Origin of the sequence: Oceanobacillus sp. FSL W7-1293 (genome assembly GCF_037969815.1) — a bacterium.
GTDB classification, from domain to species: Bacteria; Bacillota; Bacilli; order Bacillales; family Amphibacillaceae; genus Oceanobacillus; species Oceanobacillus oncorhynchi.
In genome coordinates this window covers 940622-955413 of record NZ_CP150212.1, presented here as the reverse complement: position 1 = coordinate 955413, position 14792 = coordinate 940622, and the positions used below count along the sequence as shown (strand labels likewise).

General features: G+C 40.4%; 16 protein-coding genes and 1 riboswitch. Of the genes, 8 read left to right on the top strand and 8 right to left on the bottom strand.

Going from position 1 to position 14792, the window contains the following annotated elements; translation table 11 throughout:
• Positions 1 to 29: 29 nt before the first annotated feature.
• Positions 30 to 1451, bottom strand: coding sequence for an MDR family MFS transporter (locus tag MKY65_RS04715; protein WP_339182793.1), 1422 nt, complete (start codon positions 1449 to 1451; stop codon positions 30 to 32).
• A gap of 188 nt (positions 1452 to 1639) precedes the next feature.
• Between MKY65_RS04715 and MKY65_RS04710 the strand changes: the two genes are divergently transcribed.
• The 3 genes from MKY65_RS04710 (at position 1640) to MKY65_RS04700 (ending at position 2899) form a co-directional block, all read left to right on the top strand.
• A complete protein-coding gene (locus MKY65_RS04710; RefSeq protein ID WP_339182791.1) occupies positions 1640 to 1936 on the top strand; it encodes a TIGR04104 family putative zinc finger protein in 297 nt (98 codons plus the stop codon).
• Positions 1937 to 2149: 213 nt separating this feature from the next.
• A complete protein-coding gene (locus MKY65_RS04705) occupies positions 2150 to 2347 on the top strand; it encodes a DUF2188 domain-containing protein (RefSeq protein WP_042532101.1) in 198 nt (65 codons plus the stop codon).
• A 66-nt stretch (positions 2348 to 2413) separates the two neighbouring features.
• On the top strand, positions 2414 to 2899 hold the full coding sequence (locus MKY65_RS04700) for a hypothetical protein (RefSeq protein WP_339182790.1): 486 nt from the start codon (positions 2414 to 2416) through the stop codon (positions 2897 to 2899).
• A gap of 152 nt (positions 2900 to 3051) precedes the next feature.
• On the opposite strand, the gene MKY65_RS04695 is transcribed toward MKY65_RS04700, so the two are convergent.
• The 4 genes from MKY65_RS04695 to MKY65_RS04680 form a co-directional block, all read right to left on the bottom strand.
• On the bottom strand, positions 3052 to 4188 hold the full coding sequence (locus MKY65_RS04695) for a 5-methyltetrahydropteroyltriglutamate--homocysteine S-methyltransferase (RefSeq protein WP_339182788.1): 1137 nt from the start codon (positions 4186 to 4188) through the stop codon (positions 3052 to 3054).
• A 110-nt stretch (positions 4189 to 4298) separates the two neighbouring features.
• Positions 4299 to 5219 (bottom strand): LysR family transcriptional regulator, encoded by a 921-nt coding sequence (locus MKY65_RS04690; RefSeq protein ID WP_042532093.1) that lies wholly within the window; start codon positions 5217 to 5219, stop codon positions 4299 to 4301.
• Positions 5220 to 5318: 99 nt separating this feature from the next.
• Positions 5319 to 5726, bottom strand: coding sequence for a DUF2569 family protein (locus MKY65_RS04685; RefSeq protein ID WP_339182785.1), 408 nt, complete (start codon positions 5724 to 5726; stop codon positions 5319 to 5321).
• Between the two features lie 195 nt (positions 5727 to 5921).
• Complete coding sequence (locus tag MKY65_RS04680; protein WP_339182783.1) at positions 5922 to 6446, bottom strand: GNAT family protein; 525 nt, start codon at positions 6444 to 6446, stop codon at positions 5922 to 5924.
• Between the two features lie 454 nt (positions 6447 to 6900).
• Between MKY65_RS04680 and MKY65_RS04675 the strand changes: the two genes are divergently transcribed.
• On the top strand, positions 6901 to 8763 hold the full coding sequence (locus MKY65_RS04675; RefSeq protein WP_339182782.1) for a beta-glucoside-specific PTS transporter subunit IIABC: 1863 nt from the start codon (positions 6901 to 6903) through the stop codon (positions 8761 to 8763).
• A gap of 162 nt (positions 8764 to 8925) precedes the next feature.
• On the opposite strand, the gene MKY65_RS04670 is transcribed toward MKY65_RS04675, so the two are convergent.
• The 3 genes from MKY65_RS04670 to MKY65_RS04660 form a co-directional block, all read right to left on the bottom strand.
• A complete protein-coding gene (locus MKY65_RS04670; protein WP_339182780.1) occupies positions 8926 to 9633 on the bottom strand; it encodes an ABC transporter permease in 708 nt (235 codons plus the stop codon).
• Positions 9630 to 10478 carry an ABC transporter ATP-binding protein gene (locus tag MKY65_RS04665; protein WP_339182778.1) on the bottom strand — a complete coding sequence of 283 codons (849 nt, stop codon included), beginning with the start codon at positions 10476 to 10478 and terminating at the stop codon, positions 9630 to 9632. The genes MKY65_RS04670 and MKY65_RS04665 overlap by 4 nt, the downstream gene beginning before the upstream one ends.
• 111 nt (positions 10479 to 10589) lie before the next feature.
• Positions 10590 to 11642 carry a LytTR family transcriptional regulator DNA-binding domain-containing protein gene (locus tag MKY65_RS04660; RefSeq protein WP_339182776.1) on the bottom strand — a complete coding sequence of 351 codons (1053 nt, stop codon included), beginning with the start codon at positions 11640 to 11642 and terminating at the stop codon, positions 10590 to 10592.
• A 113-nt stretch (positions 11643 to 11755) separates the two neighbouring features.
• Positions 11756 to 11869: riboswitch (TPP riboswitch) on the top strand.
• A 134-nt stretch (positions 11870 to 12003) separates the two neighbouring features.
• Between MKY65_RS04660 and thiW the strand changes: the two genes are divergently transcribed.
• From thiW to thiE, 4 genes are read left to right on the top strand one after another with little or no spacing between them, the layout of a single operon-like run.
• Positions 12004 to 12468: an energy coupling factor transporter S component ThiW gene (gene thiW / locus MKY65_RS04655; protein WP_339185123.1), complete on the top strand. Its 465-nt coding sequence runs from the start codon at positions 12004 to 12006 to the stop codon at positions 12466 to 12468.
• Between the two features lie 33 nt (positions 12469 to 12501).
• Positions 12502 to 13323 carry a bifunctional hydroxymethylpyrimidine kinase/phosphomethylpyrimidine kinase gene (gene thiD / locus MKY65_RS04650; RefSeq protein WP_339182774.1) on the top strand — a complete coding sequence of 274 codons (822 nt, stop codon included), beginning with the start codon at positions 12502 to 12504 and terminating at the stop codon, positions 13321 to 13323.
• Entirely contained in the window at positions 13313 to 14098 is a 786-nt protein-coding gene (gene thiM, locus MKY65_RS04645; protein ID WP_339182772.1) for a hydroxyethylthiazole kinase, read from the top strand. The genes thiD and thiM overlap by 11 nt, the downstream gene beginning before the upstream one ends.
• The gene (gene thiE / locus MKY65_RS04640) at positions 14088 to 14708 is read left to right on the top strand and encodes a thiamine phosphate synthase (RefSeq protein WP_339182770.1); all 621 of its coding nucleotides are present in this window, start codon (positions 14088 to 14090) and stop codon (positions 14706 to 14708) included. Before thiM ends, thiE begins: the two co-directional genes overlap by 11 nt.
• Positions 14709 to 14792: the final 84 nt, after the last annotated feature.

Sequence of the window (14792 nt, the reverse complement as noted above, 5' to 3'; positions counted from 1 at the left end):
CCAAAAAAGCAAACGAGGATTTTTATTAATCACGACACATTATTTTCCCTATCCATCTTCGCCTGTTCAACAGGAGATGGATCGAATTTGATAAAGAAATAAGCAATTAACGTACATAAAGCCAGCACTGCAATCACTCCAAAGGCTACATTCACACCGAAAATATCTGGACGGGTAATGGATTCACTGCCTTCTGTCATCGTAGCCGCGGATGTCATAATCGTTACAAGAATCGCTGTACCAACGGAAGCTGCCACCATACGCATCGTACCATCTAATGCAGCACCGTGCGGAATAAGCTCTCTTGGCAGCTGGTTTAATGCCGCTGTCTGAATCGGCATCATAATCAGTGCAAACCCAAACATACGTACAGCGTACATTACAATTACAAAAGTAAAGGTCGTTTCGACATGAAGGAACATAAATGGAACAGTCGCTAACGTCACAATAATAAGCCCCGGCAGCACAATCCATTTCCCGCCGACCCGGTCAAAAATCCTGCCGATAATCGGTCCCATAATACCTGTAATCAAAGCACCCGGGAGCATCGACAGCCCAGCTTCAAATGCAGTGAAGTCCCGCATATTTTGCATATACAGCGGGATCAAGGTCTCTGATCCAATCAGTCCCATAAACGTAATTGAACCAATAAAGACACTGAATGGGAAGATAGCATACTTAAACACTCTAAATTCAAGCATTGGATATTTCAGTTTTAACTGGCGCAAAATAAATAGAATCAGAGAAAGAATACCGATAGCTAAAGTGACCAGTGTAATCGGCGCTCCCCAGCCAAAGTTCCCTGCATTGGTTACGCCATAAAGAATTCCGCCAAATCCAAAGGACGATAGAATCACAGACAGAACATCAAACTTGGTCTTCTTCACTTCAGTTACATTACGCAAAGCAAAGAAAGCAATAATAATATCAATAATAGCGATTGGTAAAATAATATAAAACAGCACACGCCAGGAATAATGCTCTGTCACCCAGCCTGAAATAACAGGTCCAATTGCCGGTGCAAAGGAAATCACCAGACCAATCAATCCCATCACGGATCCCCTTTTGTTAATCGGGAAAATCAATAAAAACACGGTCGTCATCAATGGCAGCATCACGCCGGCACCAATAGATTGAATGACTCTGGACATAATTAAAAATTCAAAATTCGGCGCTAGTCCTCCAATTAATGTACCTACAGCAAACACACTCATTGCCGTCAAAAAGAGCTGCCTCGTTGTAAAACGTTCAATTAAAAAAGCACTGACGGGGATCATGATCCCATTTACCAGCATAAATACCGTAGTCAGCCACTGTGCACTGTTCGGTGTCACACCCATTTCATTGATAATTGGCGGTATCGCCGTAATCATCAATGTCTGATTTAAAATAGAAATAAAAGACCCAGCCAGCAAAAGCGCCACAACGGTCGGTCGATGTATTTGATTCATCTATCTGTATCCCTTCTTGCAGTTAAATTTGTATTTTGATTCTCGAAATAATAAACAGCTTACTATAGATTAAAGGAAAAGCGAAAAAGATGCTAGCTTTTTTTCTTATCCTTTTTGTTAAGAAATGAAAAGTCATTTTTCCATATGTTACAATTTATATATATTACCAGCTGAGAGGAGTAATGATAATGCCAACGTGTCAGCACTGTCACCGAAAATGGACGTGGAAACAAACCATGAAAGTAACCACTACCTTAGATACCGCATATAGTTGCCCTTATTGTGGGGAAAAGCAATATGCCACAAAAAAATCGAGAATACAGTTTTCCTTTTTAATGATTATTCCGTTAGCTGCCCTTCTTCTAAACTTTTTTAATATACCTTTTTGGTTTATTTTCAGCTGGCTGATTTTAGGAAGCATTATTGTTCTTAGCCTTTTCCCTGCTGTATTAAAACTGACAAGTACAGAGGAAGTTTTCTTTTGACTTTATACACATTACGACATTTCAAGCTGAAGAAAATGAAATCACTATTAGAATCGACCAGGCGTCTGCCCATCCATGCTTCCATATCAATATTTCAATCCCTCATAGTATCCTTCACAGGAAGAAATGATGAAATTTCTCCGTATAGCATGTTTTACTTACTCCAACTGAGGGTAAACCTCCCATAAGATCGTAATAAAGGAGTTGAGCAAGATGAAAACATTTAGTGTCGTACCGGATGCAAATGAAACAAGCTGGTATGTAAAACTGGAAGATGTCGCACCGGAAGAAGTGTATGGATCAAAAGATGATGCGCTTTCTGCTGCAGAGCAAATGGCGAAAGAGAATACACCAAGCAAGGTGGAAATCAGAGACAAGGACGACAACATCCAAGAAGAAAAACGATTCTAGGATTTTTTATGTTTTGACCGTAAAGCAACAAGTTTATGAATTCGATAAAGAAAGGAGAGGTAGACAATGGAAAAAAACAACAAGTTTGGATTACTAATAGGGGCTGGAGCAATAGCTGGTATCTCCTTCATCCTGCTGAACCCGAAAACAAAAAGTAAAGTAAAAGATACTTCCATGAATGCGAAAGATTCTGTTGTGTCATATACTCAAAAAATTAAAGATAATCCAAATGGTACGAAACAATATCTAATAGAAAATGCGAAACAAACACTATCAAGTGCACAGCAAGCACTGGAGAAAGTACAAAACGTTTGGGCTAATGAAGGCCAGGAAATAAAAGAAACAGCTAAAAATATTGTTGAAGATACAAAAGAACTTGGTGACCACGCAAAAGATGTACAAGAAGGGATGAAAGATGCTAAATCCGATATTGATGAAGCAAAAAACACTGCAGTGAAAACAGGAAAAAAGATGAAGAAAGATAATAAATCGAATGGTTCTTCAAACGATACTGATCATCATGTATTAGACGAACCCATTAACAAAATGTAGAAAAGGAAGTGCTCGGAGCGCTTCCTTTTCTACATTTACGTTAGATGGATGCTTTTATTAAAAATTCGTTAATCAGAAAAAAATGTGTAAATGAGGAAACATCACTTTGTTTGGAGGCAGGCTGGATTCCCTCAGCCTGCCTCCAAACATATTTATTTCCCCCAAACTTCCTCAGCAACTTCCCTTACTAAACGTAATTTATCCCATTGCTGCTCTTCCGTCAGAATATTTCCTTCTTCCGTTGAAGCAAAACCGCATTGTGGACTGACACATAAACGCTCAATCGGCACATATTTCGAAGCTTCTTCAATACGTTTCTTGATTTGGGCTTTATCCTCCAGCTCCGGAAGCTTGGAAGAGAATAATCCCAATACCACAAGCTTATCGTCACTAACATTAACGAGAGATTCAAATCCGCCGGCACGCTCGGTATCAAACTCTAAATAATATGCTTTTACTTTTTCTTGCGCAAATAGAATTTTAGCAATGGTGTCATAAGCACCTGAAGAAGCCCATGTAGAATGATAGTTTCCGCGACAAACATGTGTTGTAATGATTAAATCCTCTGGATGGTTTTCAATCGCTTTATTATTTAAATTCACATAAAGCGTTCCGATATCTTCTACATTTGCTCCATCATGACGGCTTGCCCAATAATTTTCATCAACAAGCATTCCCCATGTACAGTCATCTACTTGCAAGTTTCTGCACCCTGCTTCATATAAATCTTGGATAACGGTACGATATGCCGCTGCAATATCTTCTGCCAATTCATTCTGATTCGGATAAAGCTGATTGGTTATTTCTACATTTTCCGGGCGTTGCAGCTCTGCTAAAAATTGTGCCGGAGCAGGAATGGTCTGTCTTGCCACGGCTTCCTCATCGGCAAATTGCTGTATAAATTGGAAATGCTCGACAAACGGATGATTTTCTCCGCTGATTTTTCCAGTTAAACGGGCTGTTTCTGCACGTGTTTCTTCGCCTTGAAATTGATAGCCCTTTTTAATATCCTGCTTCTCTACCCCCTGCAGTCCCCACATAAAGTCAAGATGCCACCAGGAACGACGGAATTCTCCGTCTGTAATTGCTTTTAAGCCGACATCTTTCTGCTTCTGGATTAAATCCTTAATCGCCTCATCTTCTACAGCTTTTAAAGCCTGATCAGAAATACTTCCTTTTGCAAAAGCTTCACGGGCTTCCTTTAATTTTTCCGGTCTCAGGAAGCTTCCCACATTATCAAATCGGAATGGTGTTTCTGCACGTACGCCCTCTTTGCTCGCTACTGTCATTACGAATCTCTCCTTCGTTTCATTGGTTGAGATTAGTCTATCACAGAGATCCCGATATCAGATAACACCTAAAATCTATCGTTCGATATAGCTTTTAACTATATCAAGGGCTACGGCAAACTTTGTCTTTCTTCTTCAATACTGGACTGTAAATAGGCAATATAGGTTTGCGCCATTGGGCTGAGCTCAATATCTTTATGAACGATATAGCCAACATGAATGACTTCATCAACCTTCAACGGAACCGCAATAATATTATCTCCATTCAGCCTCTGACTGATAACTCCCGTCGATATCGTATAACCATTCAGGCCAATCAGCAGATTAAACATCGTTGCCCGGTCGCGGACATGAATATTTTTCGGTCGGGTCAGCGTGCTTAAAATCTCCTCTGAAAAATAAAATGAATTATAATCCCCTTGCTCATACAGCAAATAAGGATACGGCTCCAAATCCTCCAGCGTCACATACGCTTTCTTCGCCAATGGATTATCCCCGCTGATAAACACATGGGGTGTTGCCTCAAATAAACGGTGAAAGGCTAAATTTCCTTCTCTTAAAAATTTACGGATAATCTGCTCATTAAAATCGTTGATATACATAATCCCGATTTCACTGTTTAAATTTTTAACATCCTCGATAATTTCATACGTCCTTGTTTCCCGAAATGTAAAATCATATTCGTCCCGGTCATAATCTTTTAACAGGCGTACAAAGGCACTAACCGCAAAAGCATAGTGCTGCGCAGATACAGCAAAATGATGCTGCGGCGCTGCATTGTTAGAATAACGGTTTTCCAGCAATTCCGCCTGTTCTAAAACCTGTCTGGCATAGCCTAAAAACTCAGACCCTTCTTTGGTCACGTGGATTCCTTTGTTTGTACGCGAGAATATTTTGACGCCGATTTCCTTTTCCAATTCCTTTAACGCATTGGATAAGCTCGGCTGGCTGATAAATAAAGCTTGGGCTGCTTTGGAAATCGAACGGCTTCTGGCTACTTCAATCACATATTTTAATTGCTGTAAGGTCATTTCTTTCCCCTTCCTCTGGTTTAATTTTTCCGTTTACTAAACCACAACATCCTAGCAGCAACGCGGACATTCTATGCACACTTTGCTGCTAGAATCACATCATTGGGTAAACGTTGCCTTGACTCGTTTAGATCTGATAAAATAGCCAATCCAAATAAGGTTAATTAAGATAGCGCCCCCGGGCATTTCTCCTTCTACAAATATAGCAGGTATGTTCGATAAAATATTGATACTATAAGCTGTTATCATTAGCTTTGGTAATATTTGTTTCCTTTTGATCCATGTATAAATGATAAATAGATAAAAGAAAAACAGAATGATGCTTGTTATGTATACAACTAAACTGTAAGTCCCTAAAGAAGCAGGATTGACAGCGATGACAAGTAATACTACCGAAATGATACTGAACAAAATCATAATTGCCGGAATAATAAGCCATCCTGCAACGATTGCATAACGAGAATCAGTTTGAAATGCTGACTGATGTTCTTCCTTTTTTTCTTCCACTGCTACGTCCCCTTCTTTGCTCAATTAAAATAAATATAGCAAATTCAGGATATTCCTTCAACTGTGTATTAGACTGCTCAACTCTTTTTAGATTTTCTTATCCATCCTTCCTTTGGTATGTGTTTTCTATAAAACGAAACTTCACTCAGGGAGAGTTTTACGGATGGTTCTTCTCGATAAAAATATCGATTTATATCACGTTAAAAATAATTGGTACGCATACCTCTCTCCATTCTCAAAAGGAAGCTGGATGATTCCCTTGAACTTAAACCCCGCAGACAGAATAACATGCTGCATTGCCCGATTTTTTGGATGTGTATCGATCCGGATTTCCTTGATACCCTTTTCTTCACACATAAACAGCAGCAGCTTCATAAACATTTTTCCGTAGCCCTTCCCGTTAATGTCAGGGTTAATAGCGAATTTATGAATGGTCGCATAGTTATCCTCCTGTGATGTATCCCAATCCCCATATCTTATGGAGGAATAAGCCGGCTCTTCTTCATTCGTTATGATTGCTGTACCGATAATCTGCTCATTTATCGTAAATAGATAATTATTTCCTTTTTCTACCTCCCTTCTTATGTCTTCCTCTTTCGGCGTATCTTCATCAGACCACTGTGGTGATCCAGATGCAGCCAGTTTATTTCTGGCACGGTTAATTATTTGCATCATACCTTCAACATCCTCGAGCGTTCCATTTCTCATTTCTATGTTCATGACAGCACCTGCTTTTATTATTTTTACATTTTCTTCGATGGCTTTCTAAGCGTGGAGAAGACAAAATGTATCTTTTATTTTAAATTATACATCTGTTTTATTTATTTCTAACAATAATTACTCCCTTGTAAATATACAATCCCAAAAACGTACTGCTGCGCCCTAAATATACCTGTATAATTTCCCGATTCAGTCAGTTGACTTCTTCTCCCTCCTTTGATATATTATCAATGTTATAAAAATTAAAACCGCATACATGATTTAAAGGAATGTAACCTTTAGAGGGCATAACCTGACAAGATAAAGCACGATTCGTGCACTTTATTTTGTCAGGTTTTTTTATTGGATATAACTTACCTTTCACATAGAAGCAGGAGAAGACGTCCAAACTATATAAGATGTACGCAGCTTTTTATCGAACGTTACATTCTAAAATATACAAGGAGGAATACAAATGAGTTACGAAAAACTGGCAAAAGACATCGTGGAAAACGTTGGCGGCGATAAGAATATTAAAAATGTCGTCCACTGTGCCACACGATTAAGATTTCAACTCAGAGATAACAAGAAAGCAAACAAACAGGTACTTGAGGAAATGGACGGAATACTTAGTGTTGTCCAGAGCGGCGGACAATACCAAGTCGTTATCGGCCCGCATGTATCTGAGGTGTATAAAGAAGTTGCCAAAAATACAAATATTGATAATAAGCAGGATGATAGTAATGATGACGGCGAAAAAGCGAATTGGGTAGCGCAGGTTTTTGATGTGATATCGGGAACGTTTTCTCCTTTATTAGGAGCGCTTGCCGGAGCAGGTATGTTGAAGGCTTTGTTAATCGTATTAACGATGACAGGGGCACTCAGTGAAGAAAGCAGCACCTATTTGATTTTATCAGCTGCCGGAAATGCCATATTTTATTTTCTTCCTATTTTTATAGGTTTTACCCTCTCTAAGCGTTTGGGCGCCAACCCTTATGTAGGCGCATCCATTGCGGCGGCATTATTAGAGCCTAATTTAACTGGTTTAATTGACAGTAATGCATCCTTTTTAGGAATACCAGCCATTGTAGTAGACTATTCTTCTACGGTATTTCCTATCTTTATTGCCATTTTAATTTATGCTTTACTTGATAAAGGCCTAAGGAAGATTATTCATAAAGATTTACAAATGTTCTTAGTTCCTATGCTGTCATTAACCATTGCTGTTCCACTAGCTGTATTGATTTTCGGACCATTTGGAACTTATGTAGGGGACGGTATTGCAGCAGGTATCGAATTCCTTATTGAACGAAGCGGATTATTAACTGGGGCAGTTTTAGGTGGAGCTTGGTCCTTCCTAACGCTATTCGGCTTGCACTGGGGGATTGTGCCAATTTCCATTCAAAATCTGGCAACTGGCGGAGATCCGTTAACACCAATGTTTGGAACGGCGGTTTTTGCACAAATTGGTATCGCTCTTGGAATTTTGATCCGTGCCAAGGATAGAACATTAAAAGGACTTGCCGGTTCAACTATGCTTCCTGGCGCTCTCGGCGGTGTAACAGAGCCAATCCTTTACGGCCTCATTCTGCGCTATCGAAAAACCATTATTTATTTACTCGCTGGCGGTATTATTGGCGGTGCCATCAATGGCATGCTGGGATCTGTAGCAGTTGCATTTGCATTCCCTAGTTTCTTATCGATACCAGCATTTTCGCCTATTGGAGCGTACTTAGTAGGAGCATTAATTGCATTTGCGATTGGACTGGTATTAACATTAGTTTTCGGGTTTGAAGTAAAAGATAAAAAAACATCTGGCAACGAAAAAGAGCAGGATACACCTGCAAAAACAGAGTCAACACAAAATACAGAACAATTAATCGAACAAGAATCTATCGCAAGCCCATTAACAGGTATCGTCAAACCTTTAAGCGATGTAAACGATCCGGCCTTTTCTTCGGAAGCAATGGGCAAGGGAGCTGCAATTGAGCCGACAGTCGGCGAAGTAATATCTCCAGTGAATGGCGAGATTTCCGCTATTTTCCCAACCCATCATGCTGTTGGAATTACATCGGAACATCAGGCCGAGATTTTGATTCATGTTGGTTTAGACACGGTACAGCTAGAAGGAAAACACTTTGAAGCGCTGGTGAAGCAAGGAGATACTGTGAAACAAGGCGACACGCTAATCCGCTTTGATATTGAAAAAATCAAAGAAGCAGGATTTGATGTAACAACCCCTGTTATTGTCACGAACACAGATAAGTTCACAGACCTTATTGTAACGGATGATGTAGAAGTAAAAGCGAATGAAGATTTTATTCGGGCAATTGTATAAGTAAGAAGCTGGTAATCCTCCAAACTCCCGACCTTCCTTTAAGGCCGGGAGTTTGGAGGATTTTCCAATCATAAAAAGAAAAAGCCATTAGTGAAGAACTCCTCTCGCTCTTCAAATGACTTTATTATTTGAAACATATTTACTTCATCTTTCATAACCCGGTTAATCCATCATTCGCTTCTTAAATGTAACGGCAGCCAACACTACCATCGCTATAGCCCATGCACCAATAATGGCAAAGGGCTTCCATAATTCACCAAACCCAGCTCCTGCATCTTCCAACTCTACAATTTCCTGCAGCTGGAGCCCTGGTGTATATTCTAATATTTGCAAGAAAGCATATTGCTCCGCAAACATAATAAACATATTTCCCATCCCAAATATAAACATTACAGGCAGGATATATACCGATGCTTCTAACACGCTTCTCGTGATTAAGCCCATCCAGGTACCTAAAGCAATAAAGAAAATCAGGGACAGAACAATTCCAGCCATTAAACCGATTCTGCCGGTGAAAGAAAAATCCATGATAAACATACTGATCCCCGTTACAATCACGGTAATCAGAATCGTTACTGTGCTTTTACCTGACAAAATTTCAGTCAATGTTGCTGGGGAAAGCATCAGGCCGCGCAACGTATTCTTCTCTTTTTCTTCTGCTATCATCGCACACTGCAGGAAAGTACCAACTAACGCAAGCGACATGCTGATGACAAACAAATGCATCTCTATCGTTACATTATCCATTCGACCATATATGACGGCAAAGATAAGCGGCATCAGCGCAGTGGACGAAACATACATATTTCGATATAAATCTTTTAAATCCTTTTGAAAAATGGCCATAAATCGTTTTACAGAAAATGTCATACCAATTCCCTCCCAGTTACTTCAACGAAGATATCTCCTAATGTTGGTTCCTTTGTATAAATACGTTCCACCATTTCCCGGGAAATATATTGTTGAATTTCCTCAGCACTTGATGGCTTGAGTGGAAGCTCCAATTCTCGTCCGTCTTTCAGTTCGATCCCAATAATCTCTTCCCGATACTGTTTTTTTAGCTGTTTTGGTTCATCTAAAAGCTGGACAACCCCTTTATTTAAAAAGGCTACCTGGCTGCATAGATGATCTGCTTCCTCCATATCATGCGTGGTCAGAAAAATAGTCGTTCCCTGTCGATTCAGTTCTTTTAAACCGTTATGAATATGTTTTGAGTTCGCAGGGTCTAATGCCGATGTCGGCTCATCTAAAAATAATAACTCAGGCTTATGCAAAAGTGTTCTTGCCAATAATACGCGCTGTGTCATTCCTTTAGACAGCTTAGCAACCTGTGTTTTTTTCTCCGAACCTAAATTAACTGCTTCCAGCGCTTCATCGATTCGTTGTAAAGACGTACCATATAAATCTGCATACAGCTTTAAGTTATCATAAATGGTCAGCCGCGCATATAAACCGCTATTATCCGTCACAACTCCAAAGCGTTTTCGATATTCCGGTGTATTTAACTTAGAAACAGGTTCTCCAAAAACCTTCGCTGTCCCTGCTGTCGGTCTCATTTGCCCTGTTAAGATTTTGATAGTTGTTGTTTTCCCAGAACCGCTCGGGCCTAAAAATCCAAATGTCTCTCCTTTTTTCACCTGAAAGGATACATTGTTTAATGCTTGCTTTTTACCAAAAATCTTCTCTAAAGATATCACTTCAATCATATTCTCCATCCCTGAAACCTCCTGTATCAGTTAAGTTGCCTGTGACTACAGAATAGCTTCTTTTCAACAATGGTGCAGTATATTTTCGATGAATGGAGTATATATCACATTGAATTATGCTTATTCTACCCCTAATAATTCTTTCAGCTCGTTCAACTTTGATTTCGATAATGGAACCTCAGAGCTTTTTTTATCTACAAGAGATAAGCTGTAGCTGTTTCTTGTCCAGGTAATCACTTCTCTTATTTTTTGAATATTCACAATATAGGAGCGGTGACAGCGAAAGAATCCTTGATGAGACAACCGCTGTTCCAATTCTTTTAAGGTAAGACCTGTAGGGAACCCCTCTCCTCGGGTATACAGATAGGATTGTCCATCCTGACTTTCGATATAATCAATCTCCTGCGGATCAAATAAAATAATTTTATCCTCTACTTTTGCGGAGATTTTATTTAGCTGGAAAGTTTGCTTTACTTGAATCGCTTCTTCCACTGTTTCTGCTGCATCTGTTTCAGTGGAAGTTAAACGTTCATTCTCCTCTGTTTCCACGTCCATTTGCTGGATTCCTTGCTCATCTAAACGGTAGACCGCATCCGCAATGGTGACAGCACTCTCCGTGCTTGTTGTTAAAATCAGTACCGCTTTGTGCTGTTTCTGCAGAAATTCGACAAATTGATGGAGGACCCGTTTCGTTTCTAAATCGACATTGACCTCAGGCTCTTCGAAAATCACAACCTCTGCTTCCTGCATTAAAATTCTGCCAAACTGGACACGCCGCTTTTCAGAGCGGTTGAGCTGATGCATTTTCAATCTTGCTTTTTCTTCCAGTTGAATTTGCAACAGTACTTCTTTTATAGAAGCCTTGCTTTGATATAAAGAGCCGATAAATTTCAAATATTCCTGTACCTTCAATCGTTCATAAATGCCCTCTTCATACCAGCAAACCCCTAAAGAAGAAACGTATTTCTGTCTATCCTCCTGTAATGTCTGGTGCTGAATTTGAATCGATCCATTCCGCACATTCTCTTTTCCAATAATCATCTGCAGCAACACCGCACGTATATTAACAGTGGATTGAATCGCCTTTATTTCTCCTGGTTTTACTTCTATATCTATTTTCGGAAATAAGGTCTGGTCTCCCTGACGATATTCCATTCCATTTATTCTTAACATGTTTCATTCCTCTTTCTATTGATAACATCCTTTATATGAGCTTGCAGTCTAATGATTATTTCATGACAAACCGTTGAAACTTTGATACAGTAGATTCAAAGATAATAATGAAAAGCAACTACTAGGGGAGCCCAACATCGCGGGCTGAGAGGGAAGCATGCTTACTTTCCGACTCTTACAAACCTGATCTGGCTAATACCAGCGTAGGGAAGTAGTCAATCAACATATGATTACTCTCAGTATACCAAATCAGGCTTCTCAATAAAGCCTGATTTTTTATTTTTACAAAGTAGTTACCTTTTCATTCCCCTTAAATTTGAAGGAGATGATGGGATTGAAAAACCGCACACGCCTGTTAACAATGATGGCTGTACTTGTTGCTATCGGAACGATTGGATCACAATTGCTCTGGTTTCCTGCCGGAGTTGCCAGAGCCTATCCTGTTCAACACGCTATCAATGTTATTGCCGGGATTATGCTCGGGCCGAGTCCGGCAGTCATTGTCGCATTGATGATCAGCCTGCTCCGAAACCTTTTAGGACTAGGAACCTTGGTTGCTTTTCCTGGAGCAATGATTGGAGCTTTTGTTGCTGGGGTATTGTATAAGAAAACACAAAAATATCCAATGGCAGCTCTTGGAGAAATTATTGGCACCGGGATTATCGGCTCTTTCTTTGCAGTTCCGATAGCCAATCTTCTTATGGGAAGCTCTGCGGGAGCATTTGCTTTTATTCCGCCATTTGTTGTAAGCAGTGTCTCTGGTGCATTGATTGGCTGGCTGTTAGTCAGTCGTCTTCCGGCACGGCAGTTTTCTTTAACAAAATAATTTACATTATTCTATCCAAGGAGGATTTTTATTATGAGTCAGGTTCGTTGTGCATTAACCATTGCCGGTACAGACCCTAGCGGTGGTGCCGGTATTCAAGCAGATTTAAAAACGTTTCAAGAGTTAAAAACCTATGGCATGTCCGTTATCACTTCCGTTGTAGCCCAAAATACGACAGGAGTCCGATCCGTGGAGCATATGCCGCTCTCCATGATTGAGGACCAGCTGGATGCAGTGATAGAAGATATGCCCATCCATGCTGTGAAAACAGGAATGATTGCAAGTAAGCAGATGATGGAATTAATCGTAAAAAAACTGGAGAAGGTTGATGCACCTTATGTCATGGACCCAGTGATGGTGGCTACCAGCGGGGATTCATTGATCAATGAAGAGGGGCGAAGCTTTTTACGTCAATACCTTCTTCCATTAACAACGGTTGCAACGCCGAATATTCCGGAGGCAGAATTCCTGACTGGCCTATCTATTACAACGGAAGAAGATATGAAAGGTGCAGCAGAATACCTTGTTCATGAATACGATGTAGATGCAGCCTTAATAAAAGGCGGTCATTTAAAAGGACAGGCAATTGATTTTCTTTATGATGGAAAAAAAATGCATAGCTATGCGGCAGAGCGTATTGATACCAAAAATACGCATGGAACAGGCTGCACCTATGCTGCTGCGATTGCTGCTTATTTAGGGAGAGGCTATCCGCTTCCGGAAGCAGTAAAAAAAGCAAAAGCATTTGTTACTGCTGCCATTTCGAAATCCTTTGAACTTGGAAAAGGAAATGGCCCGACAAATCACTGGGCTATCCGGGAAATCAAAGAAAGGAAGGTTACGCATGAATCCTGATATTATTCAGCAAGCCAGAAATAACACACCGCTTATTCACCATTTAACTAACCAGGTCGTCATGAACTTTAATGCAAATGGACTGCTGGCTTTTGGCGGCAGTCCTGTCATGGCAAAGGAAATAAGGGAAGCTGCAGATATGGCAAAGGTTTCCGATGCACTTGTCTTAAACATCGGCACTATCTTAGAAAGCGAAGCAGATGCAATGATTATAGCAGGCAAAGCCGCTAATGAAAAAGAAATTCCTGTTGTTCTGGACCCCGTTGGCGTGGCTGCGACTTCTTTTCGAAAAGATATGGTCGAAAAGATTCTACAAGAAGTACGTCCGACGGTTATTAAAGGAAATGCAGGTGAGATTGCTTCCTTGGTCGATGCAAACATCCAATCACGCGGAGTAGATTCTGTCGGCGAAGGAAATGTAGATGAAATTGCCGAACAAGCTGGCAGGAAATACGATACTGCAATTGTGATAACCGGAAAAACAGATGTTATCTATGCAGATCAAAAACTAATTTATAATCAAACAGGACATCCGCTTCTTTCCAATATTACTGGCTCTGGCTGTTTATTGGGGTCTATTGCTGCCGCGTGCCTGACAACTTCTTACACTGTCTCAGAGCAGCTCAGTTCCGCACTAAGCTTTTACGGACTGGCGGCTGAACATGCAGCAAAACTGCCGCATGTACATGGCCCGGGAACTTTTTTACCAAGCTTTATTGATACCTTATCTTTTACACCGAAGCAGTTAAATGGAGGATTGGAAGATGATTTTTAATCGAGAGCTATTAAGAAAATATTTTATTATGGGAAGTCAAAACTGTCATAGAGATCCTAACGCTGTTTTAGAAGAAGCGCTTGCTGCCGGTATTACCGCATTTCAATTTCGTGAAAAAGGGACTGGATCATTGAGCGGAGAGGAAAAGCTTCAGCTTGGCAGGGAGCTTAGAGAACGTTGCCGCGCACATGATGTTCCATTCTTTATTAATGACGATATTGAGCTTGCGGATGAATTGGATGTGGATGGGATACATGTCGGACAGGATGATATGCCTGTCAAAGAAGTTCGCACCAGGTTTCCAGATAAAATTATTGGCTTATCCATCTCCACACAGGAGGAACTGGATCGGAGTCCGCTTGAGCTGGTCGATTATATTGGTGTCGGCCCTATTTTTACAACGTCTACAAAAGAGGATTCAAAACAAACGGTCGGATTAGAATGGATTCATACCATCCGCGCTCAATTTCCAGATATACCAATCGTGGCAATCGGCGGCATTCAGACAGAAAATGCCCATTCTGCCATAGAAGCAGGTGCTGACGGTGTTTCCTTTATTACTGCTGTTACAGAAGCTGATCATATCAAGAAAGCTGTAGATAAGTTATAACGAACTTCTGCCATCTGCACCATCTAGTGATGGCGCCCATTCTGCCCATAATGAAGCGCAAATAGCGCAGATACCTCATATGCT